We start from the raw sequence: 21,524 nt of genomic DNA, 5'->3' as shown, positions 1-21,524 counted from the left end.
ATCCGAACCGTCTCGACGGCAATGCTTTCCACGCGAGGACGATCGGCAGGACCGAGGCGCTAGTAACCCAGGATCCTGGCAACGAGATCGGGGACGGCGGCGCCGATGGGCTCGCGGATGACCTCGGTGGCAATGCGGTCGTAGGGCGTCGGCTCGGCATTGACGATCACCAGGTCGGCGCCGTTGTCCACCGCGAGCGCACACAGCGATGCGGCGGGCTCCACCTGCAACGAGGTGCCGATCGCCACGAACAGATCGGCCGATTCCGCGGTGATCGTCGCCTTCAGCATGGTGCGCGGTTCCATCGCCTGCCCGAACATCACCGTGCCCGCCTTGAGGATTCCACCGCACCGCGGGCACGGCGGATCGTCCTCACCAGCAGCGACCCGCTCGAGCGTCGCGGCCATCGTGGAGGTGTAGTCACAGTCGACGCAGACCACGTCGAACATGTTGCCGTGGATTTCGATCACCCGGCTGGGTGAGGATCCGGCGCGCTGGTGCAACCGGTCGACGTTCTGCGTGATGATGGTGAGCGGCCGGGCCCGTTCGAGTTCGACCAACGCGGTATGGGCGGCATTGGGTCTGGCCTGCCAGGCGGGATTGTCGCGGCGGGCCAGCCAGCAGCGGCGGCGCAGGTCCGGATCGGCGAGATAGTTGTCGTAGGTCGACAGCAGTTCCGCGATCGGGTCCTCGGTCCACACCCCGCGGGGCCCACGGAAATCCGGGATCCCGGAATCGGTCGAGATCCCGGCCCCGGTGAGCACCGCGATCCGGCCCGGACGGGTGTACCAGTCCGCGCTCACCACGGGTTCGGTGTCGTCGGCGAACACTGCATATCGTCAGGCTATCGGGCACAGCGTGCGGCGGACGCTCGGCCCCGCCGCACCCGAGCCATGTCCCCTGTCGCCCGGTGCCGCTGCCGCGCGTCGTGCCCGATGGCGCGCTCGCGCCGATCAGCGCGACTGATGAGCGCATCAGCGCAGCTGCGGCTTCTTCCCCGCATCGGCGAAGCCCAGCTCCAAGCTCACCGGGATGGATTCGAGCTCGAGCGCCTGGCGCAGCCGAGGCACGGCCTCGTCGAGAACGCGGCGGCGCAACTGCCCGACATCCGCGTGCGGTTCCGCGGTGACGGTGAGATGCAGTTCCGGCGCCCACCGGGTGCCGGTCAGCCAGGCCGAGGCCGAACGCACATCGTCGAAGGCTTCGATATCGTCGGCCACCGGAGCCGCCGCCGTCGAGGAGGCCATCACCGTCTTTCCGGCCGAGCCGTCGGCGTCGAAACGCCAGGTCTGCGATTTCGGCATCCGGAAGATCTGCGCGAGCAGCCACCGCAGGCACAGCAACCCGAGGACCACCGCACCGGCGATCACCGCCCAGAACACCCAGGTGGGTGGGGCGGCCGTGCCGGGCACAAGCGTCGAGTCCGGATCGACCCAGTTCAGCTGCCCGTAATAGGCGGCCACCGCGTAGCCGCCCGCTGCCGCGCAGAGCAGTCCGGTCAGCCCGATCAGCACCCGGTTCACCGCGGCGGGCCGATTCACCTTGCTCATCGAGGTCCTCCGGCTTCGGGTCCGTGCAGTTTCGCTTTCACCCGCTTCACCGGGCGTCCGAGTTGCTGCACGCGGTCGGTGACGGTCTCGCAGATCGCGTCGGCGAGCCCGGCATTGTCGTGGCGGTCGGTGCGCGCGATCACCGTGACGGTGTCGCGGCGCACCTTCACCCGTGCCGAGGTCACGCCATCGACCCGGCCGGCACTGCTACGCAACATCGTGCGCAGCCCCGAGCGGCTGACGCCGGCCTGCATGCCGTCGTCGTGCCCGGTCAACGGCAACACCTTCGCCCGGCCCGGCAGCAATGCGATCACCAGCAGCAGCACCCCGATGAGCAGCGCCACGATCCCGCCGATCAGCACCGGCAGCTCGTTCCAGGTGATGCCGTGCAGCTCATCGGCCACCGAATCGTAGGAGACGTACTCCCTGGTGCCGGTCAGCCGCTGCACCAGCGACACCGTCACCGCGACGCACGCCGCGAGCACCGCCACCGCGATGACCACGGCCGGCCAGGCGCGTCGCGGCCTGCGGATCATCGAACCCTCCCGGCCGCAACGGTTTCGGTGGTCAGCTCGGAGACGACGATGTCGACCTTCGAGACCGTGATCCCCGTCAGTTCGGCGGTGCGCTCACGCAGATGCGCGCGGCACTGCTCGGTCACCCGGCCCACCGGCTGCGGGTAGCGCACCGGCAACCGCACCGCCAGCGCGGTGCGGTCACCGGAGACGGTGGCCTCGACCTTGACGCCGCGATCCACCCCTGGCACTTCGCCGGCGGCGTGCGCGGCGATCCGGCGCACCGCCCGTTCGCTGACAGTGGTCCGGCCGGGCAACTCGACTCCGGCCGCGTCGGCACCGACCGCGGCCGACGTCATCGCCTGCCCTTGTCCTGAGCCGACCGGACCAGCGCGGCGAGGTCGAGCTCGCCGTCGAGCCACCGGCCGACCACCAGACCGAGCGCGGCGAATACCAGCACGGTCAGGAATGCGCCGAAACCGCCGAAGGCTGCGGCGAACCCGAGCGCGATCCCTATTGCCAGGCCTATCGTCGTGGCGTTCACAATCGACTCCTCTTCGCTGGGTCCGGTCGCCGGTTACTGCACGCGCGCGGGCGGGGCGTCGGCATCGTCGTCATCGCCGGGGATGTAGACGTCGTTGACGTTGATGTTGACCTCGACCACCTGCAGGCCGGTCATCTGCTCGATCGCGGTGATCACATTGCGGCGTACCGCGCGGGCCACTTCGGCGATGGAGACGCCGTATTCGACGACGATCTCCAGGTCGACGGCGGCTTGGGTCTCGCCGACCTCGACCGACACACCCTGCCCGATACTGGCGGAGGCGCCGGGGATGCGATCGCGGATGGTGCCGAAAGCGCGGGCGGCGCTGCCGCCGAGGTTGTGCACCCCGCGCACCTCGCGGGCGGCCAGTCCGGCGACCTTCTGCACCACGATGTCGGAGATGGTGGTGCTGCCGAGATCGGTCACCAGGGCGTGATCCTTTTTGGCGGGCGCCTTTTCGGTGCCGGCGGGCTCGCCCGCGGTGCTGTTGGTGGTGGTCTTGTCGGTGGTGGCGGTCATCGGTGTTCCTCCTGATTCCTTTGGGATGCAGCGGATTCGGTCCCGCACTGTGTTCGACACCCGGGCGGGGCAGTCGTCACGGGCTCATGGTGTGACCTGACCCACATGTCCTTCCTCGGTGAAAGCGGCCGCGTCGAGTTCGGTGACCACCAGTCGCAGCGTGGCCCGCTCCCATGGAGTACCCGCCAGGACCAGCCCAATCGCCTTCCCGGCCAGATCGAGCAGCGGTGGCAGGGGCAACGTCGCGGCGACGACACGCACCACCACCGCACGCTCGGTGAGGTCGACGGCGTACTTGCGCGCATCCCACGGCCACCAGGTCGCGTTCTCCCGCACGATCGGCGTCGCAGGGCGCAGCCCGCTGATGCCCTCGACCGCCCCGATGATCTTGTCGATGACGTCCTCTGCTGCCATCACCGCTGCTCCGGTTCGATATCGAGGATCGACACCACGACCTCGTCAACGTCCTGCCCGGTCTGCTCACGCACTCGCTGAGCGACCGTCCGCTGGACCGCACGCCCGACTTCACCCGCGTGCCGATCCCCGGCGATCACCAGGTCTACCTGCACGATCAGCCGACCCAGCTCCGTGCGCCGCACGCGCACGCCCTCCGCGGGCGCCGGATCGGTACCGAGCCAGCGTTGCCTGCCCGCCCGCACCAGCGTCGTCACCAGACCACGCACGCCCGGCTCCAACCGCACCACCCCGGAGGTGGACAGGGCGGCATGCGCGGCGACCGCCGCCAGCACGGGCGGCTCGATCTGTACCGCCACCGCACCCGCCACTACTGTTCACCTCCGGGTTCCGCCGCGGAATCCACCGATGGGTCCTGGTAGACGTCGGCGATCGTCAGGTCCAGCCGGTGCAGGGTCAGGCCGATGCGTGCGGGCAGCGCCGCGGTGATGCGTTCACGCACGATCGGCATCAGCTCGGAGACCGGCGTCGGACCGAAGCGGACCGCGACCGCCAGCTCGACATCCACCAGATACTCGCCGCCGTCGCCGATCCCGGCCGGGCGCACCCGGCAGCGCCGCGCGCGCACCCCTGGCACCGAATCGGCGGCATACCGCAGCACCGTGCTGACGGCCTGCTCGCTCACCTCCACCGCGCCGGGCTCTGGCGTCGGCAGGTCGAGGGTGCGACCACGACGCACCTCGGCGCGCACCGCCGACATGATCCGCCCCACCAGATCCGGTGGCGGCGCTTCGGGCTCCTCGATCATCTGCCTGGTCGCGGCGCGCAAGGCCAGCAGACTGTCCCTGGCGGCCGCGCAATGCGGGCAGTTCAGCTCATGGGCGTCGGCGCGGCCCGCCTCGATCGCGTCGAGCCGGTCCCACACCTGTTCCAGTTCACGCCCGCACGGCAGGACATAGTCCTGCTCGGTGGTCTCGTTCACCGCCATGGCTTCATCACCTCGGACAGTTGGGCTCGGGCACGGGCGATGCGCCCGCGGACCGCGGTCGTGTTCGCGCCGACGATGTCTCCGATCTCCTCATACGACAGGCCGTGCACTTCGCGCAGCAGCCAGCAGGCCCGTTGTTCGGGCGTCAAATCCTGTAGCGCCACATTCAACGCCTCGAGCTGGGTGTTCACCTGGGTGGCGTGTTCGGGCTGGATATCCGAACGCGGCGATTCGGTCAGATCCAGATCCGCTTCGACGTGCGGGCGCCTGGCCCGGATGACGTTGAGGCAGCGGTTGGTCGTCATCCGATACAGCCAGCCGACGAAGGCCGCGTCGTCGTTGAGCTGAGCCAATCGCCGCCACGCCGCGAGGAAGACCTCCTGCACCACGTCCTCGGCTTCGGCGCGGTCGGCCAGCATCTTCGACGCGAGCCGGAACATCTGCCCCTGATGGCGCAGCACCAGCTGCTCGTAGGCCCGGACATCGCCGTCTTTGGATCTGCTGACCAGGGTCACATCGTCCGGCGCGGTCGTCGTCTCGGTCGCGGTCACACCCACCTCCTCCGCCGCTCCTGTGTTGGACACCCGGGAATGGGCAATCGTCACGGCCGATTATCCCGTGATCGTGGTCACAGTTGGGGAAGTGCGGGATCCGGCAGCGCGTCAGCCGGCCCGGACGACGGTGAGCGCCGCGGCGAGCAACCGGGTGTCGGCGGGATCGGCGGGGTCGAGGCCAGTGAGTTCGGCGACGCGGCGCAACCGATAGCTGAAGGTGTTGGGATGGACGTGCACCTCGGCGGCGGCAGTTTTGCGGTCGGTGCCGTGGCGCAGGTAGGCGTCGAGGGCGGCCAGCAGATGGGGTCGGGTCGACAGCGGCTCGATGCGTTCGGCCAGACGGTCGCGGGCCCGGCCCGGACGGGTCAGTTGGTACTCCAGCAGCAGATCATCGAGGCGATAGGTCCCGGCCGGGCGGCCGAGGGCATGCGCGAGCTCGGCGAGGTCGGTGGCCTCACCGGCAGCGGCGGGCAGCTGCGCCCGCGCGACGTCGCCGCCGTCCGCCGCGTAGACCGCGGTCTCGAATCGCTGTGCCATCAGAGCCGTGACCTGCTCGACGCGCGCGTCCGGCCCACCGGGCAGCAGCACGACGCCCGCAGTTCCGTCGAAGGTGTGCAAGGCGGCACGGCCGGCGACCTCGTCGAGGATCGATTGCAGGACCCGGGCTCGGCGCTGGGCCAGCAGTGTCGCCACCGGCGGCGGCGAATGGTGCTCGGACGGTACCCGCAGCGCGAGCACGCGGTAGTGCTCCTCCACCGCGATATCGGCGCGAGCGGCCGGCTCCGCGACCGGAAGGCCGTGCAGCAGAGCCGAACACAGCGCGCGACGGGCCTCGCGGTCCGGCTGGAACACCGACTGCTCCACTTCCGAATACCCCTCGTACACCACGAGATTGATGCGGCGCAGCAGATCCAGCAGATGGGCGCCGAACGCCACGAGATCGTCCATTTCCTCCGGTGCCGCCGAACGCGCCGAATCCCGGAGCAGCTGCTGAGCCGAACCGTGCACCGCATCGATCAGCAGGCGCAACGGGATTCGTTCCTCGGCATGTCGGCGCACGACCGGTGCGACGTAGGAGGCGAGCTCCGCATCACTGAACTCCCGCCGTTCCCGCAGAGCGCGAAGGAACCCCCGGCCGCAGGCGAGAATGGCCGGAACCACCTCACGGAAATGGTCGTCGGGCAGATCCGCGATGGGCGGTGTCGAGCCGAGCCCCGCCGCGAGCATGCGGTCGGCGATCCCGGGCAATCCGCGGCCGATGCGGTCAAGAATCGGGGCGTTCGCGGCCAGCGGTGGTAGAGCGGCGACCATGCGCCGGATTGTCTCCTACACCTACCCCATCGGCAATTCCTGCGGCCACGGCGAGGACCGGGAGCCGAGAAGTTGTCTCCGAACACTAGTCCGGTGGCGCGAGTTGGTGGTTGCGGCGTAGTGACGGCACCGGCGATGCGCACCTAGATTTGCCTCGTCGACGCACACGCCTCGGAAGGATCGCCACGATGAGTACCGAGGCGGCGTTACCCGCCGGGGGTGAGGGGCACCGCCGGGCCCGCGGACACGCTGGTTCGGCGGATCCCTTTCCGCACTCGGGTCCACCGCTGCGCGTCGAACACGATCCGTTCTGCGTACCGCCGCCGGATATCTCCTCCGCCGAACCGGGAACCGTCATCCGCTCCCGCATCGTGCGCGTGGCCTGGTTCGGCCGGATTCCGCAGCGCGTGCAGGCCTGGCAGCTGCTGTTCCGTACCTCGGATCGGCACGGCGCGGCCGAGGCCGCGTTGACCACCGTGCTGCTGCCGCACGGCGCGGATCCCGCGCGCCCGCGACCGCTGGTGTCGTTCCAATGCGCGATCGACGCCGTGGCCTCCAGTTGCTTTCCGTCCTACGCGCTGCGGCACGGCGCCCGGGTGATCGGGGCGATTCCGCAGCTCGAGTACCCGCTCATCGCGCACGCCCTCGCACGCGGGTGGGCCGTCTCCGTCCCGGATCACGAGGGGATGCGTGGTCACTTCGGCGCAGGCCGGGAACCCGGATATCGCACGCTGGACGGGATCCGCGCCGCGCTGTCGTTCGCGCCACTTGGCCTGTCCGAGGACACGCCGGTCGGGCTGTGGGGCTATTCCGGCGGCGGGCTGGCCACCGCGTGGGCGGCGGAGGTGGCCGCCGGTTATGCGCCCGAGATCGACCTCGTCGGCGCGGTCGCCGGTTCACCCGTCGGCGATCCGGCAGCGGCGTTCGTCCGACTGAACGCCACCGCGTACGCCGGGTTCGCCGCGGTCTACACCGCGGGATTGCGGCGCTCCTACCCCGAACTGGCGCCGATGCTGGCCGACCGGCTGTACCCGCGCTATCTGCGGCTGCTCGTGGAGGCCGAATCACGCACGACCTTCGCGCTATTGGCGCGATTCGCCGGCCGGAGCATCGACCGGAACAGCCATGGCGGTATCGCCGAACTGGTCCAACTGCCGCAGCTGCGCACGATTTTCGACGACATCCGGCCCGGCGCCACCGCACCGGAGATACCGATGCTGATCCTGCAAGCCATCCCGGACGAAGTCATCGCCGTCGCCGACGTGGACGCGCTCGTCACCCGTTATCGCGCGGCCGGCGCCGAGGTGCACTATCTGCGCGACCGCCTCGCCCTGCATCTACCGCTGGAATTCCTGGGCGCGCCGACGATGGCGGATTGGCTCGCCGACCGCTTCGCCGGGCTCCCCCGTTCCGCGCCCGTCACCACGGACGTCTGGTCGGTTGCCGGGAACCGCAGGTCGGCCCGGGACCTGTGCCGATTCGCCGGCCAGATCGTGCGGATGCTCACCGCTCGTCCGATCGCTCACCAGCACTGATCGCGTATCCCCCCGGTACGAGGGGGACGCACCAGCGTGACGGTTGTCTCGTTGTTTGCTGCGTGCCATCGGCGGCGTTGCCGGGTCGTTATCGGTAGACCACCCGCGCGGGCGGATGAACGCCGAGAAAGGCTCGATCATGGCATTGCGACGAGCGAACAGCCCGGACAAACCGCAGATCGCGGCACATAACGGACACCGCTGCGCCGATAACGGTTTGATTGCTGGACAGCATGGGTACTCCCCGGTCATGACAGCACTGCGCCACCGACCCGCCCGGATCGTCGGCATGGAATGGGGCACCGCGCTGCTGGCCATCGCCGCCTGCCTCATCTTCACCGCCGGCATCGCCGCCCTGACCGGAGCCCTGAGCACCGCCCTCCCCGCCACCGTCGCCCTCGCCCTCGGCCTGTTCTTCACGCTACGGATCCTGCGTCCCGCGAGCTGAGACCGACCGGCTCTCCTCGACCCACGAGGCCCGGCACTCGTGAGCTCGATACGCGGCGGCCGATCGTGCCGCGAGCGCTTGTCGAGCCGCCCCCGGCATACGACGTACCTGTACCGCCGAATCCAGTTCTGCCCCTGCGGAATGCGACGTCCCAGCGACGACCACCACTCACCGCCAGTGGCGATACTCCCCGTCAAGCCACCCTTACGCTGTGATCTATGCCGCAGTCGAGTACGCCGTGGTCCCGCCTCGCGCAGGCGCAGACCGGTGTGCGAGCGAACGCCTCCGACCCGGCCGACCGAAGGGCGTATCCGAAGACCCCGGCGCACGATCCCGGCAACGCGGCAGTGCACAGCGGTCCGGACCCCGCCACACCACGCACTCACTCCACGCTGCTACTCGGCGGAACCGCCACGGTGGTCGCGCTCCTGGCCGTGCTCATCGCCCTGTTCACCGGCCATCGCGCCCCGAGCACCCCGGCACCCGAAGTCGACCCGCCGCGAGCCACCGCCGCACCGGCCCCCAGCACACCCGCCCCCGCGCCGGCACCCGGTCCCGCTACCGGTCCGCAGGGGCGGATGATCGCCGTCGGCCGAGTCGCCGCCACCGACGGCGCCACCTTGCAGATCGAAAGCCTTTTCGGCACAACGACAACCGTCCGCACCACGCCGGCGACGAAGGTCCACGTCCTGTTCGGCTCCCAGGTCGCCGACATCTCCGCGGGCGCCGTCATCGCCGCTTACGGCCACAAACACCCCGACGGCTCCATCACCGCCACCTACCTGGCCGGAGCCGGACTCGATTTCACGCGGTGAGTGCCGGACGCCGGCCGGTATCTCCGGCCGGCGGGGCTACCTCGCCGCACCGATCCAGAACGGGCGGCTCATGACCGTTCGAACCGGATCACCGACAACGCCGAAGCCGCCACGCTCGGGGCGTCCACCGGGCCCGACGGATCGTCCGGATCGCAGGTGACCCAGTGCTCCAACGCCACCGTCAGAGCGCCGATCAAGGTGTGTGACAGCAACCGGGCTTCCAGGCTCCGCGGAGCCAACCCAGCGCGCTCACCGATGACGGGACGCAGCTCGTCGGCGAGATCGTTGGCCGCGACCATCCACCGCGCGCGGATGCCCGGCACCGAGGTGAGCAGGACGAAAAGGTCACGGGTCGGCACGATGTGGGCGTACCGATCGCGGCGGAACGCCTCGACGAATGCCTCGTGCACAGCGGTTTCCACCGGCTCGTGCGCCGGCCGTGCGGCCAGGTAGCCGACGAAGTCGCGGATACCGGCGACGACGATCGGGGTGAGGGTGTCCTCCTTGGCCTCACAATGCCGGTAGAAGGTCCGCACCGAGATCCCGGCCGAGCGTGCGATGTCGTCGACGGACGTCGCGTCGAACCCGCGATCGAGGAACAGCCTGGACGCGGCCGCCGCGATATCCAGCCGGACCGCCTGCCGTCGCCGGTCCGTCAGCGACAGCTCCTGGTCGATCACATGTCCTCCTCGATGTGTCTTGACACACATTAGCACTGTGGCACAAACTGGCGTTCTGTCACAGATGCGCACCTCATGCGCACTCACCTCGCCAGAAAGGGCAGAGTATGCCCCGCACTTTCCTGATTACCGGCAGCGCCTCCGGCATCGGCGCCGCGACCAGCGACTACCTGCGCGCTCGCGGGATCCGCGTGATCGGCGCGGATCTGCGCGGGGCCGACATCACCGTCGACCTCGCCACCGACGCGGGTCGCAGTGATCTCGTCGCCCGCGCACGAGAGATGACCGACGGCCGGCTCGACGGTGTGATCGCGTGTGCGGGAGTGGCGCTGTTCGATCCGTTGACCATCCGGGTCAACTACTTCGGCGCGGTCGCGACCCTGGCCGGGCTGCGCCCGCTGCTGGCAGCAGGCACCGATCCCCGGGCCGTCGTGATCTCGTCGGTGGCTTCGCTGCATCCCACCGACGCCGAGACCGTCGACGCCGCACTGGCAGGTGACGAGCAAACAGCCGTGAAGGCCGCCCAGGCGGCGATCGAACGCGGTGACGGCGCGCAGATCTATGCGTCGTCGAAGGCCGCGATCGCCCGATGGGTACGGCGCACAGCGATCACACCGGATTGGGCGGGCGCCGGGATCGCGCTGAACGCCATCGCTCCCGGCACTATCGTGACGCCGATGATCCAGCCCATGCTGGACACCGAAGAGGGCCGCCGAGCCATCGACGGCGCCGTCCCCATGCCGCTGCACGGCCATGCCCGGCCCGAGCAGATCGCTCCCCTGCTCGACTTCCTCACCTCCCCGGCCAACTCCCACATCACCGGCCAGGTGGTGTTCGTCGACGGTGGGGCGGATGCGGTGCTGCGCGGCGAGCAGACCTGGTAGCGCGCAAGGAGATTCCGAATGACCATCCGAGCCGAGGGCAGCTGCACCCGGCCCGGCCGGTCCGGACGTCGGCATCCTGGCTTTCCGACCGGGTAGCGCGTCGACCGATGAATTCGGCGGGCGGGCGGGGTCTGCATCTACAGCCGGATGTGTAGACCCGTCAGGGAGGAACTCATGAGCAAGACCGCACTGCCGCCCATCGTCGACGCCGAGACCTGGCAGCGTGAACTCGCCGCGCTGCGTGCTCGGGAGAAGGCCGCGACCAAGGAGCTCGACGCGATCGCGGCGCAGCGTCGGCGATTGCCGATGGTGCGGATGCCGGATTACACGCTGGAGGGCGCGGACGGGCCGGTACGGCTGGTGGACGTTTTCGAGGGCAAGTCGCAGTTGATCGTCTACAACCACATGTGGTTCCCGGGCAAGCAATGGCAGTGCGGCGGCTGCACCAGCTTCACTTCGCAGTTCACCCGCTTGAAGTTCCTGGACAACTACGACGCCCGCTTCGTGATCGTCACCCAGGGACCGATCGATGAGGCGCTCGCCTACAAGCGGCGGGTCGGCAACAAGATGGATTGGTACTCCACCGCCGAAAGCTCCTTCGGCGCCGATGTGGGCGCCCCACCCAACGCGGCCTTCGCGGTGAACGTCTTCCTGCGCGACGGTGACACCGTCTACCGCACCTGGCACACCGACGGCCGCGGCGTCGAACAACTCGGCTACACCTTCGCGCTCATCGACCTCCTCCCCTACGGCAGGCAGGAAGAATGGCAGGACTCGCCCGAGGGCTGGCCGCAATCACCCGCCTACAGCGGGTGGATGGGCTCCGAAGACATCGCCGCCGCGTATGGCGAACCGGATCCGTCGATGAGTACGTGACGCGATCTGGTACCGGTGTGCCCACGGCCGATGCCCGCCGCCCCGCCGCCTTTTCCGCACCATCGCCGCACCCGATTCGTTCGGCTCTATCGAACGGGGAGTGGGCGGCGTAGATTGCGAGGACGCTGGTCGGGCCGTTTTCCTCCATGAAGGGTCGCCGTCATGAGCGAGTCCACCCGATACGAGGGGCATCGCCGGCCGTGGGCGGTGCTCGCGATCGTGCTCATCCTCGTCGCCGGCGCCTGTAGCACGGACCGGGATGCCGGTTCGGACACCACAGCGGGCGCGGACGGTCCGGAGACCGCGAAGATCACCGAGCTCATGCGCGATGCGATGGGCGAACTGGACCTCACCGCGGCGGTGTTCGGTGTGTGGCGCGGCGATGAGCAGCTCGCGCTCGGCGCGCTCGGCGATTCACCGCTGGGCGTGCCCGCGGCCGCCGACATGCGGCTGCGCGTCGGCCAGCCGATGGAACCGATGCTGTCGACGGTGCTGTGGCGGCTCGACGGCCAGGGCGTGCTGTCGCTGGACGAGCCCATCGCGCGCTGGATGCCCGAGTTCCCCCGCGCCGACGCGATCACCCCCCGCATGCTCGCCGACAGCACGTCCGGCATCGCCGACTATGTGACCGAGCCGGAATTCCTGAAGATTTTCGGCGAGAACCCCTTCCGCACCTGGACGGCCGACGAACTGCTCGCCCGCGCCGAAACAAGACCGCCCTTGTTCGCACCGGGGGCCGACTTCGCCCTACGCCCACAGCGACCTCGTGGTGCTCGGTGAAGTGTTGCAAAAGGCCGCGGGCAAACCGTTGGGCGAGTTGATCGCCGAACACATCCTCGATCCCCTGGGCATGGGTGCGAGCCGAGTGGTACTCACCCCGCAGATCGAGGGGCCGATCCTGCACGGCTACACCAACGAGCGAAACATCTTCGAAGACTCCACCTTCTGGAACCCGACCGCCTTCCTGCACAGCGGCGACATGACCTCGACCGTCGCCGACATCGGCCGGTGGGTGCGGGCACTCGGCACCGGCGAACTGCTCACCGCCGACCAGTTCCGGCAGATGATGGAGCCGTCGACGGCCGGCGTCGGCCCCCTCACCCGCGAGAAGTACTTCGCATTCGGCGTCGTCCACCTCGGCGACTGGCTGTTCATGAACCCGTCCTATGGCGGCTACGACGGCGTCGCCTACTACGACACCACCACCGACACCACCATCGTCGCCTATGTGACGCTCGGACCGAGATCCGACGCCGCCCGCAACAACGCCGTCGACGCCGGCAGACAGATCGGCACCCTCCTGGTCCCCGATCGCCCACCACCAGCCCTCTGACCGGGAACGAACGTTGGAGTGCCCGGAGTACATCAGTCACCGGAACGAACCGCCCGGTACGGTCGCGGGTCGCGCGAGGCCCGAGCAAGGCCGCAGACACCCGGGATCCGAACCCGAGAGGGGCCGGGAGTCGGCGGCGAAGCCTCACCGGACAGGAAACCCTGGGGAGGGTCCGGCGACAAGCCTTACCGGACAGGAAATCCCCGGTGGGGGTCCGGGGGCGAAGCCCGCCGGGCGGGGCGTGGGGGCTGCGCCCCCACAAAACACCCAGCTCCACCAAAAAGGCGAGCGCTCTTCGCGAGCACTCGCCTCCGTTTGGTGGAGCTGCCGGGAATCGAACCCGGGTCCTCCGTCGCGTCTTCAGGGCTTCTCCGTGTGCAGTTCGCTGTGTCTCTGCTCGGATCTCTCGGTCACGCGAACAAGCCGAGATGACGATCCCAGTCGCTGTGAGATGTCCCGTTCTACTCCGCGACCGAGTAGAACGGTGAGCCCTCTAGCTGATGCCGGCACCGGGACCGAGGGCTTATCCCGGGCCGACAGAGACGCTTCGCTTAGGCAGCGAGAGCGTACTCGCGCTGATGAGAATCGGCGCTTAATTGGTTGCAACGACGCTTACGGTGGTCTCTTGCCTGCACCGACACGCTTCCCCTGAATCAACGTACGCAGTCGAAACCGTTCAGCCCCGTACGTCCCGGCACCTTGCCGGGCTAGTCATGTTAACACCTCGACGACCGGCATTCATTCCCATTTTCCGGCCGTCATCCGGCTCACCTGCTCATGCCCTTCACCCGGCGGCCGAGTTCGCGAGTGACCTCGCGTTCCGCGGTGCGGCGGGCCAGATCCTGCCGCTTGTCGTAGTCCTGCTTGCCTTTCGCGAGGGCGAGTTCGACCTTCACCTTGCCGTCGGAGAAGTACATCGACAGCGGCACCAAGGTCTGGTTGCCCTCCCGGGACTTACCGACGAGGCGTTCGATCTCCCGCTTGTGCAGCAGCAGCTTGCGCACCCGCCGCGGCGAGTGGTTGGTCCAGGTGCCGTGACTGAACTCCGGGATGTGCAGGCCACGCAACCACACCTCGCCGTTGTCGACCGTGGCGAAGGCGTCGACCAGCGAGGCCTTGCCTTCACGCAGGCTCTTGACCTCGGTGCCGACCAGCGCGATCCCGGCCTCGTAGACGTCGAGGATGGTGTAGTTGTGCCGCGCTTTGCGGTTGGTCGCGATGACCTTGCGCCCCTTTTCCTTCATGACGGCTCCTCCATGACGACAACCTTAAAGCGGCGGCGCAACCGGATTATTCCCAGGTCGTTACGGCCCTGCCCGCGCGTGAGCCCGGCAGGTACCGGATGTTCCGGTACCTGCCGGGCGAGCGGGTGGACGTTACTTCTGCAGCACGCGCTCGGGTTGCTGCACCGGATCGAGCAGTTCGGCCGGGTCGGACTCGCCGTTGTGCGTATCGCGCATCGGATCCAGCGCGGGATCGATGTCGATGGTGGTCCGCAGCGGACGGTTCGGCAGCAGCAGGGTCGCGAGCAGTGCGACCACGGTGGCGAACGTCGCGATCAGGAAGATGCGGCCGGTCGCGTCACCGTAGGCGGTGCGCACGATCGTGGCGATCGGTCCGGGCAGCGCGCCGATATCGAGGTTGCTGCCGCCCGAGGACGACGGGTGGATGCCGAGCTTGGCGAACCCTTCGGCCGATAGATCGCTCACCCTGGTGGCGAGCACCGAACCGAGCACCGACACCCCGATCGCACCACCGAAGGTGCGGAAGAAGGCCACCGCGCTCGACGCGGCACCGATGTTGTGCACGCTGACGGTGTTCTGCACGGCGAGCACCAGGTTCTGCATCAGGCTGCCGACGCCGAGGCCGACAATGGTGATGTAGACCGCGACCAGCCACAGGTTCGTCGCGTGGTCGAGGGTCGACAGCAGCGCGAACCCCGCGACCAGCACCAGCGCACCGCCGACGACGAAGCCCTTCCACTTGCCGAACCGGGTGATCAGTTGCCCGGAGCCGACCGAAGCGATGAGCATGCCCGCGACCATCGGGATGGTCAGCATGCCCGCCACGGTCGGCGAGTAGCCGCGCGCGGTCTGGAAGTACTGACCGAGGAAGGTGGTCGCGCCGAACATGCCGACACCGACGGCGATGGAGGCGATGATGGCCAGGCCGGTGGTGCGTTCGGTGACGATCGGCAGCGGGATGATCGGCGACTTCGCCTTGGACTCGACCCAGATGGTGGCGGCCAGCAGGAGCACGCCTGCGCCGACGTAGATCGCCGATTCCCGCGACACCCACTCGTAATAGCCGGCCTTACCCGCGAAGGAGACCCAGATCAGCAGGATGGACACGCCCGCGGTCAGCAGGACGGCGCCGAGCCAGTCGATGGACACATCGTCCTTGCGCTCGGTGGGCAGGCGCAGGGTGCGGTGCAGCAGTACGAGTGCGATCACGGCCAGCGGCACGCAGACGAAGAAGCACCAGCGCCAGCCGAGCGGGCTGTCGACGATCACGCCGCCGAGGATGGGGCCGCCCGACATCGACACGGCCATGACCGCACCCATGTAGCCGGAGTAGCGGCCGCGTTCGCGGGGCGCGACGATGCTGCCGATGATGGCCTGCACCAGCGCGGTCAGACCACCCATGCCGATGCCCTGGACGACGCGCGCGGCGAGCAGCAGATCGACGTTGTGGGCGAAGCCGGCGAGCACCGAACCGGCCACGAAGATGACGATGGAGATCTGGACCAGCGTCTTCTTGTTGAACAGGTCGGCGAGCTTGCCCCAGATCGGGGTGGAGGCGGCGGTGGCCAGCAGTGCGGCGGTGATCACCCAGGCGTAGGCGGTCTGGGAACCCTGGAGATCGCCGATGATGGTGGGCAGGGCGGTGGCCACGATCGTGGTGCTGAGCAGTGCCGTGAACAGCGCGGCCAGCAAGCCGGTCATCGCTTCCAGTACTTCGCGATGGGTCATCGCGTAGGGGTCTCGCTGTGTCACCGCCTCGGCGGAAGCCACCCCGTTGTGTTGACTAGACATCTACTCCCTGACTTTCTAGCTGAACCGGCCGATCGGCGGTCATGGTGTGCTGGACGCGCGCGACCAGTGCGTTTCTGAGTTTCTCGATGGCGACGCAGGCCTGTGCGGCCTCGTCTTCGTCCCAGTCGGCGAGCGCCTCCTGCATGCGCTTGGCCCGGGAGATCCGGATGCGCCGCAACAGGTCGCGACCGGCGTCGGTGACCTGCAGTAGCGTCGCGCGACCGTCGTGCGGATCGGCCTGCCTGATGACATAGCCTTCCGCGACCAGGTCGGTGACGTGCCGGCTCAGCGCCGAGGGGCTGATGCACAGGTGCGATGCGAGGTCGACCTGACGAATGAGCCCTGCTCCCTCCAGCACCACCAGGACGCCGATGCCACCGGGAAGGAGCTGACCTTCTTCCGGGTGGGCGATGGCTACGCGGATCGCGCGGCCCATGAGATAGAGCTCCCTGGTCAGATCCTGGGCGGTATCGCGTGACACTGCCATGCCGGTCTCCAAACCGAGAATGATTGCTTGCGGTAAGCAACTATATATTGGTTGCTTTCGCTAATCAACTAGTTTGTGGTCGGATGGATCACAGCGCAGGCCGATGGAGGGCGCCGCAATGTGCGAGGCGCCCGCTGGACACGAGTGTCGATGGGGACCTGTGCGTGATTGTGCGCGCTCGCGGGGCGCTCGGGTGCGTCTGCCCGTGCGGGTCAGCCGTCAGTTCGGGCGCAGCACCACATAGAGCATGAGCAGGGCGATGAACAGCAGCGTCAGCGCGATGGTGGAGAGGCGGGGCCGGCCCGGATGCCGTGGTTGGGCTCGGCGGCGGCTCAACCAGACGGTCTCGACGACCGGGTCTGCTCGATGCTCGCGCGCGGGGCTCGGATCGGGCGCCTCGGAGTTCGACGAGCCGCCCGACACCTCGCCGTTTTCGGAGCCGTCACCGGATGCCATGGCGTGACGGTAACCCGCCGCGTCGCAGCACGCCGGAATTCGGGCCGCCGGCGGCGCGTCCGACCGGGCTCCGCCCCGAGTTGCGCGGCATCCAGCGGCCAAACGCCGCATTCCGCCTCGGCCGGACTCATCGAGCGAGGCGACTGTCGCCCCGCCACGCGATGCGGCGGTCGATCAGGCGATCCGGCGGCGGAATTCCTCGGTGGACGTTCCGGAGGCCGGGTCCACCGTATGTACCCGCAGTTCGATCGCGCCGGGCGCCAGCTCCATGACCATGAATCCGAGCTGGTGGAAGCTCTGGAACTGGGCGCCGTGAGCGGTATCGGGCAGCACCCTCGGCTCGGCGCCGACGGTCTTCGCAGCGGCACCGGAGACGATCTGACGAGTGCCCTTCATCTCGGGCTGCTGCTCCAGGACCTGCAATGAATGATCGTGGCCGGACAGGATCAGATGGCAGCGTCCGTTGACGTGATCGTCGAAGAACCGCTTCACATGCACACCGTTGATCGGCTCGACCGGCAGTCCTTCGTACCGGCCGGCATCACCGTGCGGTCCGTTGTTCAGATACGGGTGGTGGGTGCAGGCGATCTTCCAGGTGGCCGGGGACTCGGCGATGGCACGATCGAGCCAGGCGCGCTGCTCGTTCATGAACTGGCCGTCGACTGCCCAGTACGGGGTGAACAGCGGTGGCAGATAGGCCGCGAGCGGGTTGAGATCGAGCACGAAGAACTCGACGACCGGGTTGCGTTCGGGGACCCGCACCGAGTAATAGCGGCTCGGCATCCACCAGCGCGGCGAGTGCGCGTGGTAGCGGACCTCGTGGTCGCCGCGCAGCAGCCATCCGCCGTCGCCGGGAAAGACCGAGCTGGTGTCGTGATTGCCCAGCACCATCGCCCACGGAAAATCAAGGCCGGCGTTGGGATCTTCGAACTTCGCCGCGAACTGAGGATCCTCGTTGCTGTTCGGGCCACTTTCGTAGATGTTGTCGCCGAGGCCGAGCGCCATGGCGAAGGGTTCCCGCCGATGAAGCGCCCGGATGGCGTCGGCGACCGCCCACTGGGATCGGGTGCCGGTGCCCGCGTCGCCGGTGACCAGCACGCGGACACTGTCGCCGCCGGTAGGAAAGGGGAATTTGCCGACGCCCTCGGCCACCGGCATCGCCTGTGCCGGCGTGAGGCCGACGAGCGTCAGACCGGCCGCCGCGGCAGCCGCACCGGTCAGCAGCTCACGGCGGCCGATCCGGGAGGCGCCGTCACCACGGTCCGCGCGACCACGCAAGCTCCGACCTCCGGGCTCCGACCCGCTCATGCCTGCCTCCGTCCACTTGCCGGGATGCTCCGCTGACGCTTCGCAGCCATCCTGAACTACACGATCTGATCGGTTGATCTGAGGGGTCGAGATTTCACATCCCGTCGGCCGCCTGTTCGGTCGCAGGCCATGCGATCAGTGCGCGGCCAAGACCTCGAGTACCTGCTCGCCGTACTTGGCCAGCTTGTTCTCACCCACTCCCCCGACGGCGCCGAGCCCGGACAGGTCGGCCGGTTTGCGGGCGGCGATATCGCGCAGGGTGGCGTCGTGGAAGACGACGTAGGCCGGAACGCCCTGCTCCTTGGCCGTCGCCGCACGCCATTCGCGCAGCTTCTCGAACAGCGCGAGATCCTCGGGTGCGAGGTCGACCGGCGGGTTCTTCGCGGATTTCGCTGCGCGCGCGGCGCGGGTGGGGGCGGGCCGTTCGGGTTCGCGGCGCAGCATCACCTTCTGCCCGTCGAACAGCACCGCGTTTCCGGCTTCGGTGAGGGTGAGCACGCCGTATTCGCCGTGCACCGCGAGCAGACCCTGCGCCAGGCATTGCCGCACCACCCCTCGCCACTCGGTATCGCGCAGGTCGGTGCCGACGCCGAAGACCGTGAGTTCGTGATGGTCGTGCTGGAGCACCTTGGGGTTCTTCTTGCCGAGCAGGATGTCGATCAGATGCCCCGCGCCGAAGCTCTGCCCACGCTCGCGTTTCAGCCGCAGCACAGCCGATAGCAGCTTCTGCGCCGCGACCGTGCCGTCCCAGGATTCGGGCGGGTTCAGGCAGGTATCACAGTTGCCACACGGTTCGCCGCGCTGGCCGAAATACGCCAGCAGCTGGGTGCGGCGGCAGTTCACCGTCTCGCACAGCGCCAGCATCGCGTCCAGGTGTAGCTGGAGCTGCCTGCGGTGCGCGGCGTCGCCGTCCGAGGCGTCGATGAGCTTGCGCTGCTGCACCACATCGTTGAGCCCGTAGACCATCCACGCGGTGGACGCCAGGCCATCGCGGCCGGCCCTTCCGGTTTCCTGGTAGTAGCCCTCCACCGATTTGGGCAGATCGAGATGGGCGACGAACCTCACGTCGGGCTTGTCGATCCCCATCCCGAAGGCAATGGTCGCGACCACAACGAGCCCGTCTTCCCGCAGGAACCGTGATTGATTCTCGGCGCGGGTGCGATTGTCCAAGCCCGCGTGATACGGCACGGCCCTGATGCCGTTCTCGGTGAGGAAGGCGGCGGTCTTCTCCACCGAATTGCGCGACAGGCAGTAGACGATGCCCGCGTCACCGGCGTGTTCGGCGCGGATGAAATCGAGGAGCTGACGTTCCGGGCGGTTCTTCGGTTCGATCCGGTACTGGATGTTGGGCCGGTCGAAGCTGGCCACGAACCGGCGGGCGCCGCCGAGGTCGAGACGCTCGATGATCTCGTCGCGGGTCTTCTCGGTGGCCGTGGCGGTGAGCGCGATCCGGGGAACGTCGGGCCAGCGTTCGTGCAGCAGCGAAAGTGCCAGGTAGTCGGGCCGGAAGTCGTGGCCCCACTGCGAGACGCAATGGGCCTCGTCGATCGCGAACAGTGCGATCTTGCCGCGTTCGAGCAGCCTGGCCGTGGATTCCAGGCGCAGCCGCTCCGGCGCCAGGTACAACAGGTCCAGCTCGCCCGCCACGTACTGGGCCTCGACCATCCGGCGCTCGTCCGGATTCTGTGTCGAGTTGAGGAACCCGGCGCGTACGCCGAGCGCGCTGAGCGCGTCGACCTGGTCCTGCATCAGCGCGATCAGGGGCGACACCACCACGCCGACGCCGGGCCGCACCAGCGCGGGAACCTGATAGCACAGCGATTTGCCGCCACCGGTGGGCATGAGAACCAGCGCATCACCGCCCGCCACCACATGGTCGACGATCGCGCCCTGGTCGCCGCGGAAGCTGTCGTATCCGAACACCCGACGTAAAACCTGTTGTGCCGCATCGGGTTCGGCATCGGTGACGATGCGGTGTGCGGCGGTGGGGGCGTCGGGTGTTTCCACGCGGCCCATCCTACGAGGCCACGGCGACAGCCGAAGGTCGTGTGCGAGGGCGACCTGGGCGGCATCCGATGTTGCGCACATGTGGACAACTCGTCGCTCGACGGAACGCCCCGAGACGGCGAACTCCGGGTAGCCGGCGGTCCCGGCTCGGCCTGTGCCCAGGTCCTACCTTTCCGGACCACCGATTTGCCGCGGTGGACATCCGCGAGCCCGACAGTGCGGCAGTCACGTTCAACGACGGGCAACCGCCGAAGACGGCTGTTAGGTTGTCCGGCATGGCATTCGGGATGGCGAGAGCGCGCGCCTGGGCGGCGCTGCTCGCGGCGACGGTCGCGGCCGGCCTGGCCACGGCCGGGCCCGCGCACGCGCAGCCGTTTCCGGCGATGTGCGGGGACGGGTGGGAAGCCACCACGGTCGTCGAGGGTGTCGGCAATCTGGAGAACCTCGACTCCGACGGCGCGGGCGGCTTCTACGTCACCGGCATCGTCGACGGGTTCCTCGCCCACGTGTCGGCGGTCGGAAAGTTCGAGAAGCTGATCACCGGGCTCGACAAGCCGGCGGGCGTCCGGGTGGTCGGACGATCGGTGTACTTCCTCACCGGCGACGGTATCGATGCGGCGCCGGGCACGCTCCAGCGCTACGACATCGACACCGGCGCGTCGACGGTCCTGCTCACCGATTTGAACGGGCCCAACGGCCTGCTCCTGCTGCCCGATGGCGATCTCCTGTTCAGCACCCTGGGAATGCAGCGAGCGCCCACCGGGATCGCCCGCTATCGGCCGTCCACCGGCGAATACACCGAGAGCTGGTCGAACCTGCCGTTGACCAATGGGCTGGCGCTGGCCGCCGATGGGCGGTCGATCTACACCGACAACCTGACCATGCGTATCTTCCGCATCCCGCTCGACGCCCCCAACTCCCCCACCGTCGTCTCAGGCCCACCCGAACTGTTCGCCCTACCCGACGATATGGAGGCCACCCGCGACGGCGATCTCTTCGTTGCCGACCACATCGCGGGCGCGATCTACCGCGTCGACACCGCTACCGGCGCGAGCTGCGCGATCATTTCCGGCCTCATCAAACGCCCCGACCCGGTCCGCATCCCTCCCGACGGCACCACGTCGGTCCGCATAGCGCGCGATGGGGATTCCTGGTCCCTGTTCATCACCAGCATGGACGGCACCCTGCGCCGCCTGCGCCCGCCCGCGGGCATCGACCTCACCCCTGCCGACGCGACCAGGCGATAGTCGTCCCATGGCTGGTAG

Annotated in this window: 24 protein-coding genes, 1 other RNA gene and 1 pseudogene; 7 read left to right on the top strand and 19 right to left on the bottom strand. The window is 68.5% G+C overall.

The window, feature by feature from the left end; genetic code table 11:
- Positions 1-59: 59 nt before the first annotated feature.
- The 11 genes from AC5W7N_RS18235 to AC5W7N_RS18185 form a co-directional block, all read right to left on the bottom strand.
- Entirely contained in the window at positions 60-830 is a 771-nt protein-coding gene (locus tag AC5W7N_RS18235) for an SIR2 family NAD-dependent protein deacylase (RefSeq protein ID WP_324197337.1), read from the bottom strand.
- A 144-nt stretch (positions 831-974) separates the two neighbouring features.
- Entirely contained in the window at positions 975-1,550 is a 576-nt protein-coding gene (locus AC5W7N_RS18230) for an alkaline shock response membrane anchor protein AmaP (protein ID WP_194990109.1), read from the bottom strand.
- Positions 1,547-2,086, bottom strand: coding sequence for a DUF6286 domain-containing protein (locus tag AC5W7N_RS18225; RefSeq protein ID WP_163809701.1), 540 nt, complete (start codon positions 2,084-2,086; stop codon positions 1,547-1,549). The genes AC5W7N_RS18230 and AC5W7N_RS18225 overlap by 4 nt, the downstream gene beginning before the upstream one ends.
- A complete protein-coding gene (locus AC5W7N_RS18220; RefSeq protein WP_163809699.1) occupies positions 2,083-2,424 on the bottom strand; it encodes an Asp23/Gls24 family envelope stress response protein in 342 nt (113 codons plus the stop codon). Before AC5W7N_RS18220 ends, AC5W7N_RS18225 begins: the two co-directional genes overlap by 4 nt.
- On the bottom strand, positions 2,421-2,609 hold the full coding sequence (locus AC5W7N_RS18215; RefSeq protein ID WP_104359847.1) for a hypothetical protein: 189 nt from the start codon (positions 2,607-2,609) through the stop codon (positions 2,421-2,423). The genes AC5W7N_RS18220 and AC5W7N_RS18215 overlap by 4 nt, the downstream gene beginning before the upstream one ends.
- A 33-nt stretch (positions 2,610-2,642) precedes the next feature.
- Positions 2,643-3,128: an Asp23/Gls24 family envelope stress response protein gene (locus AC5W7N_RS18210; protein WP_163809697.1), complete on the bottom strand. Its 486-nt coding sequence runs from the start codon at positions 3,126-3,128 to the stop codon at positions 2,643-2,645.
- A gap of 84 nt (positions 3,129-3,212) precedes the next feature.
- Entirely contained in the window at positions 3,213-3,542 is a 330-nt protein-coding gene (locus AC5W7N_RS18205; RefSeq protein ID WP_195019842.1) for a hypothetical protein, read from the bottom strand.
- Positions 3,542-3,913: an Asp23/Gls24 family envelope stress response protein gene (locus tag AC5W7N_RS18200; protein ID WP_194990112.1), complete on the bottom strand. Its 372-nt coding sequence runs from the start codon at positions 3,911-3,913 to the stop codon at positions 3,542-3,544. The genes AC5W7N_RS18205 and AC5W7N_RS18200 overlap by 1 nt, the downstream gene beginning before the upstream one ends.
- The gene (locus tag AC5W7N_RS18195) at positions 3,913-4,530 is read right to left on the bottom strand and encodes an Asp23/Gls24 family envelope stress response protein (RefSeq protein ID WP_163809691.1); all 618 of its coding nucleotides are present in this window, start codon (positions 4,528-4,530) and stop codon (positions 3,913-3,915) included. Before AC5W7N_RS18195 ends, AC5W7N_RS18200 begins: the two co-directional genes overlap by 1 nt.
- Entirely contained in the window at positions 4,521-5,081 is a 561-nt protein-coding gene (locus AC5W7N_RS18190) for an RNA polymerase sigma factor (RefSeq protein ID WP_163809688.1), read from the bottom strand. The genes AC5W7N_RS18195 and AC5W7N_RS18190 overlap by 10 nt, the downstream gene beginning before the upstream one ends.
- Before the next feature lie 111 nt (positions 5,082-5,192).
- Complete coding sequence (locus AC5W7N_RS18185) at positions 5,193-6,395, bottom strand: PucR family transcriptional regulator (RefSeq protein WP_495921917.1); 1,203 nt, start codon at positions 6,393-6,395, stop codon at positions 5,193-5,195.
- A gap of 188 nt (positions 6,396-6,583) precedes the next feature.
- Between AC5W7N_RS18185 and AC5W7N_RS18180 the strand changes: the two genes are divergently transcribed.
- The 3 genes from AC5W7N_RS18180 to AC5W7N_RS18170 all read left to right on the top strand — a co-directional run bounded on the left by AC5W7N_RS18180 (position 6,584) and on the right by AC5W7N_RS18170 (position 9,193).
- On the top strand, positions 6,584-7,930 hold the full coding sequence (locus AC5W7N_RS18180; protein ID WP_495921916.1) for a lipase family protein: 1,347 nt from the start codon (positions 6,584-6,586) through the stop codon (positions 7,928-7,930).
- A gap of 250 nt (positions 7,931-8,180) precedes the next feature.
- On the top strand, positions 8,181-8,378 hold the full coding sequence (locus tag AC5W7N_RS18175) for a hypothetical protein (protein ID WP_163809682.1): 198 nt from the start codon (positions 8,181-8,183) through the stop codon (positions 8,376-8,378).
- A gap of 218 nt (positions 8,379-8,596) precedes the next feature.
- Complete coding sequence (locus AC5W7N_RS18170; protein WP_495921915.1) at positions 8,597-9,193, top strand: hypothetical protein; 597 nt, start codon at positions 8,597-8,599, stop codon at positions 9,191-9,193.
- Between the two features lie 68 nt (positions 9,194-9,261).
- Here AC5W7N_RS18170 and AC5W7N_RS18165 read toward each other — a convergent pair whose 3' ends face one another.
- On the bottom strand, positions 9,262-9,873 hold the full coding sequence (locus AC5W7N_RS18165) for a TetR family transcriptional regulator (RefSeq protein ID WP_490724718.1): 612 nt from the start codon (positions 9,871-9,873) through the stop codon (positions 9,262-9,264).
- Positions 9,874-9,980: 107 nt separating this feature from the next.
- Between AC5W7N_RS18165 and AC5W7N_RS18160 the strand changes: the two genes are divergently transcribed.
- From AC5W7N_RS18160 to AC5W7N_RS18150, 3 genes and pseudogenes are all read left to right on the top strand, one after another.
- Positions 9,981-10,757 carry an SDR family oxidoreductase gene (locus AC5W7N_RS18160; protein WP_194990117.1) on the top strand — a complete coding sequence of 259 codons (777 nt, stop codon included), beginning with the start codon at positions 9,981-9,983 and terminating at the stop codon, positions 10,755-10,757.
- Positions 10,758-10,931: 174 nt separating this feature from the next.
- Positions 10,932-11,633 (top strand): DUF899 domain-containing protein, encoded by a 702-nt coding sequence (locus AC5W7N_RS18155; RefSeq protein ID WP_495921914.1) that lies wholly within the window; start codon positions 10,932-10,934, stop codon positions 11,631-11,633.
- A 162-nt stretch (positions 11,634-11,795) separates the two neighbouring features.
- Positions 11,796-12,966, top strand: a pseudogene (locus AC5W7N_RS18150) (serine hydrolase domain-containing protein).
- Between the two features lie 316 nt (positions 12,967-13,282).
- On the opposite strand, the gene ssrA reads toward AC5W7N_RS18150, so the two are convergent.
- From ssrA to recQ, 7 genes are all read right to left on the bottom strand, one after another.
- Positions 13,283-13,650, bottom strand: a transfer-messenger RNA (tmRNA) gene (gene ssrA / locus AC5W7N_RS18145).
- An 83-nt stretch (positions 13,651-13,733) separates the two neighbouring features.
- Positions 13,734-14,210: an SsrA-binding protein SmpB gene (gene smpB / locus AC5W7N_RS18140; RefSeq protein ID WP_163809669.1), complete on the bottom strand. Its 477-nt coding sequence runs from the start codon at positions 14,208-14,210 to the stop codon at positions 13,734-13,736.
- A 132-nt stretch (positions 14,211-14,342) separates the two neighbouring features.
- Positions 14,343-15,938: an MDR family MFS transporter gene (locus AC5W7N_RS18135; protein WP_495924148.1), complete on the bottom strand. Its 1,596-nt coding sequence runs from the start codon at positions 15,936-15,938 to the stop codon at positions 14,343-14,345.
- Between the two features lie 55 nt (positions 15,939-15,993).
- Positions 15,994-16,500: a MarR family winged helix-turn-helix transcriptional regulator gene (locus AC5W7N_RS18130; RefSeq protein ID WP_228806357.1), complete on the bottom strand. Its 507-nt coding sequence runs from the start codon at positions 16,498-16,500 to the stop codon at positions 15,994-15,996.
- 207 nt (positions 16,501-16,707) lie between these two features.
- Positions 16,708-16,944, bottom strand: coding sequence for a WLR motif membrane protein (locus tag AC5W7N_RS18125; RefSeq protein WP_163809667.1), 237 nt, complete (start codon positions 16,942-16,944; stop codon positions 16,708-16,710).
- 174 nt (positions 16,945-17,118) lie between these two features.
- Complete coding sequence (locus AC5W7N_RS18120; protein WP_490724722.1) at positions 17,119-18,252, bottom strand: metallophosphoesterase; 1,134 nt, start codon at positions 18,250-18,252, stop codon at positions 17,119-17,121.
- A gap of 135 nt (positions 18,253-18,387) precedes the next feature.
- The gene (gene recQ, locus AC5W7N_RS18115; protein WP_416383069.1) at positions 18,388-20,268 is read right to left on the bottom strand and encodes a DNA helicase RecQ; all 1,881 of its coding nucleotides are present in this window, start codon (positions 20,266-20,268) and stop codon (positions 18,388-18,390) included.
- A 185-nt stretch (positions 20,269-20,453) separates the two neighbouring features.
- Here recQ and AC5W7N_RS18110 point away from each other — a divergent pair, with 185 nt between their 5' ends.
- Entirely contained in the window at positions 20,454-21,506 is a 1,053-nt protein-coding gene (locus AC5W7N_RS18110; RefSeq protein WP_495921913.1) for an SMP-30/gluconolactonase/LRE family protein, read from the top strand.
- The last annotated feature ends 18 nt before the right edge of the window (positions 21,507-21,524 follow it).

Source organism: Nocardia sp. CDC519 (genome assembly GCF_059509835.1).
The sequence above is the reverse complement of the archived record's forward strand: the minus strand, read 5'-3'. Positions and strand labels throughout refer to the sequence as shown.

Excerpts from the sequence above, each read along its gene's own strand:
- AC5W7N_RS18230 (WP_194990109.1), bottom strand. The coding sequence starts at position 1,550 with ATGAGCAAGGTGAATCGGCCCGCCGCGGTGAACCGGGTGCTGATCGGG.
- AC5W7N_RS18225 (WP_163809701.1), bottom strand. The coding sequence starts at position 2,086 with ATGATCCGCAGGCCGCGACGCGCCTGGCCGGCCGTGGTCATCGCGGTG.
- AC5W7N_RS18220 (WP_163809699.1), bottom strand. The coding sequence starts at position 2,424 with ATGACGTCGGCCGCGGTCGGTGCCGACGCGGCCGGAGTCGAGTTGCCC.
- AC5W7N_RS18210 (WP_163809697.1), bottom strand. The coding sequence starts at position 3,128 with ATGACCGCCACCACCGACAAGACCACCACCAACAGCACCGCGGGCGAG.
- AC5W7N_RS18205 (WP_195019842.1), bottom strand. The coding sequence starts at position 3,542 with ATGGCAGCAGAGGACGTCATCGACAAGATCATCGGGGCGGTCGAGGGC.
- AC5W7N_RS18195 (WP_163809691.1), bottom strand. The coding sequence starts at position 4,530 with ATGGCGGTGAACGAGACCACCGAGCAGGACTATGTCCTGCCGTGCGGG.
- AC5W7N_RS18185 (WP_495921917.1), bottom strand. The coding sequence starts at position 6,395 with ATGGTCGCCGCTCTACCACCGCTGGCCGCGAACGCCCCGATTCTTGAC.
- AC5W7N_RS18180 (WP_495921916.1), top strand. The coding sequence starts at position 6,584 with ATGAGTACCGAGGCGGCGTTACCCGCCGGGGGTGAGGGGCACCGCCGG.
- AC5W7N_RS18175 (WP_163809682.1), top strand. The coding sequence starts at position 8,181 with ATGACAGCACTGCGCCACCGACCCGCCCGGATCGTCGGCATGGAATGG.
- AC5W7N_RS18170 (WP_495921915.1), top strand. The coding sequence starts at position 8,597 with ATGCCGCAGTCGAGTACGCCGTGGTCCCGCCTCGCGCAGGCGCAGACC.
- AC5W7N_RS18160 (WP_194990117.1), top strand. The coding sequence starts at position 9,981 with ATGCCCCGCACTTTCCTGATTACCGGCAGCGCCTCCGGCATCGGCGCC.
- AC5W7N_RS18155 (WP_495921914.1), top strand. The coding sequence starts at position 10,932 with ATGAGCAAGACCGCACTGCCGCCCATCGTCGACGCCGAGACCTGGCAG.
- smpB (WP_163809669.1), bottom strand. The coding sequence starts at position 14,210 with ATGAAGGAAAAGGGGCGCAAGGTCATCGCGACCAACCGCAAAGCGCGG.
- AC5W7N_RS18135 (WP_495924148.1), bottom strand. The coding sequence starts at position 15,938 with ATGACCCATCGCGAAGTACTGGAAGCGATGACCGGCTTGCTGGCCGCG.
- AC5W7N_RS18125 (WP_163809667.1), bottom strand. The coding sequence starts at position 16,944 with ATGGCATCCGGTGACGGCTCCGAAAACGGCGAGGTGTCGGGCGGCTCG.
- AC5W7N_RS18120 (WP_490724722.1), bottom strand. The coding sequence starts at position 18,252 with ATGAGCGGGTCGGAGCCCGGAGGTCGGAGCTTGCGTGGTCGCGCGGAC.
- recQ (WP_416383069.1), bottom strand. The coding sequence starts at position 20,268 with ATGGGCCGCGTGGAAACACCCGACGCCCCCACCGCCGCACACCGCATC.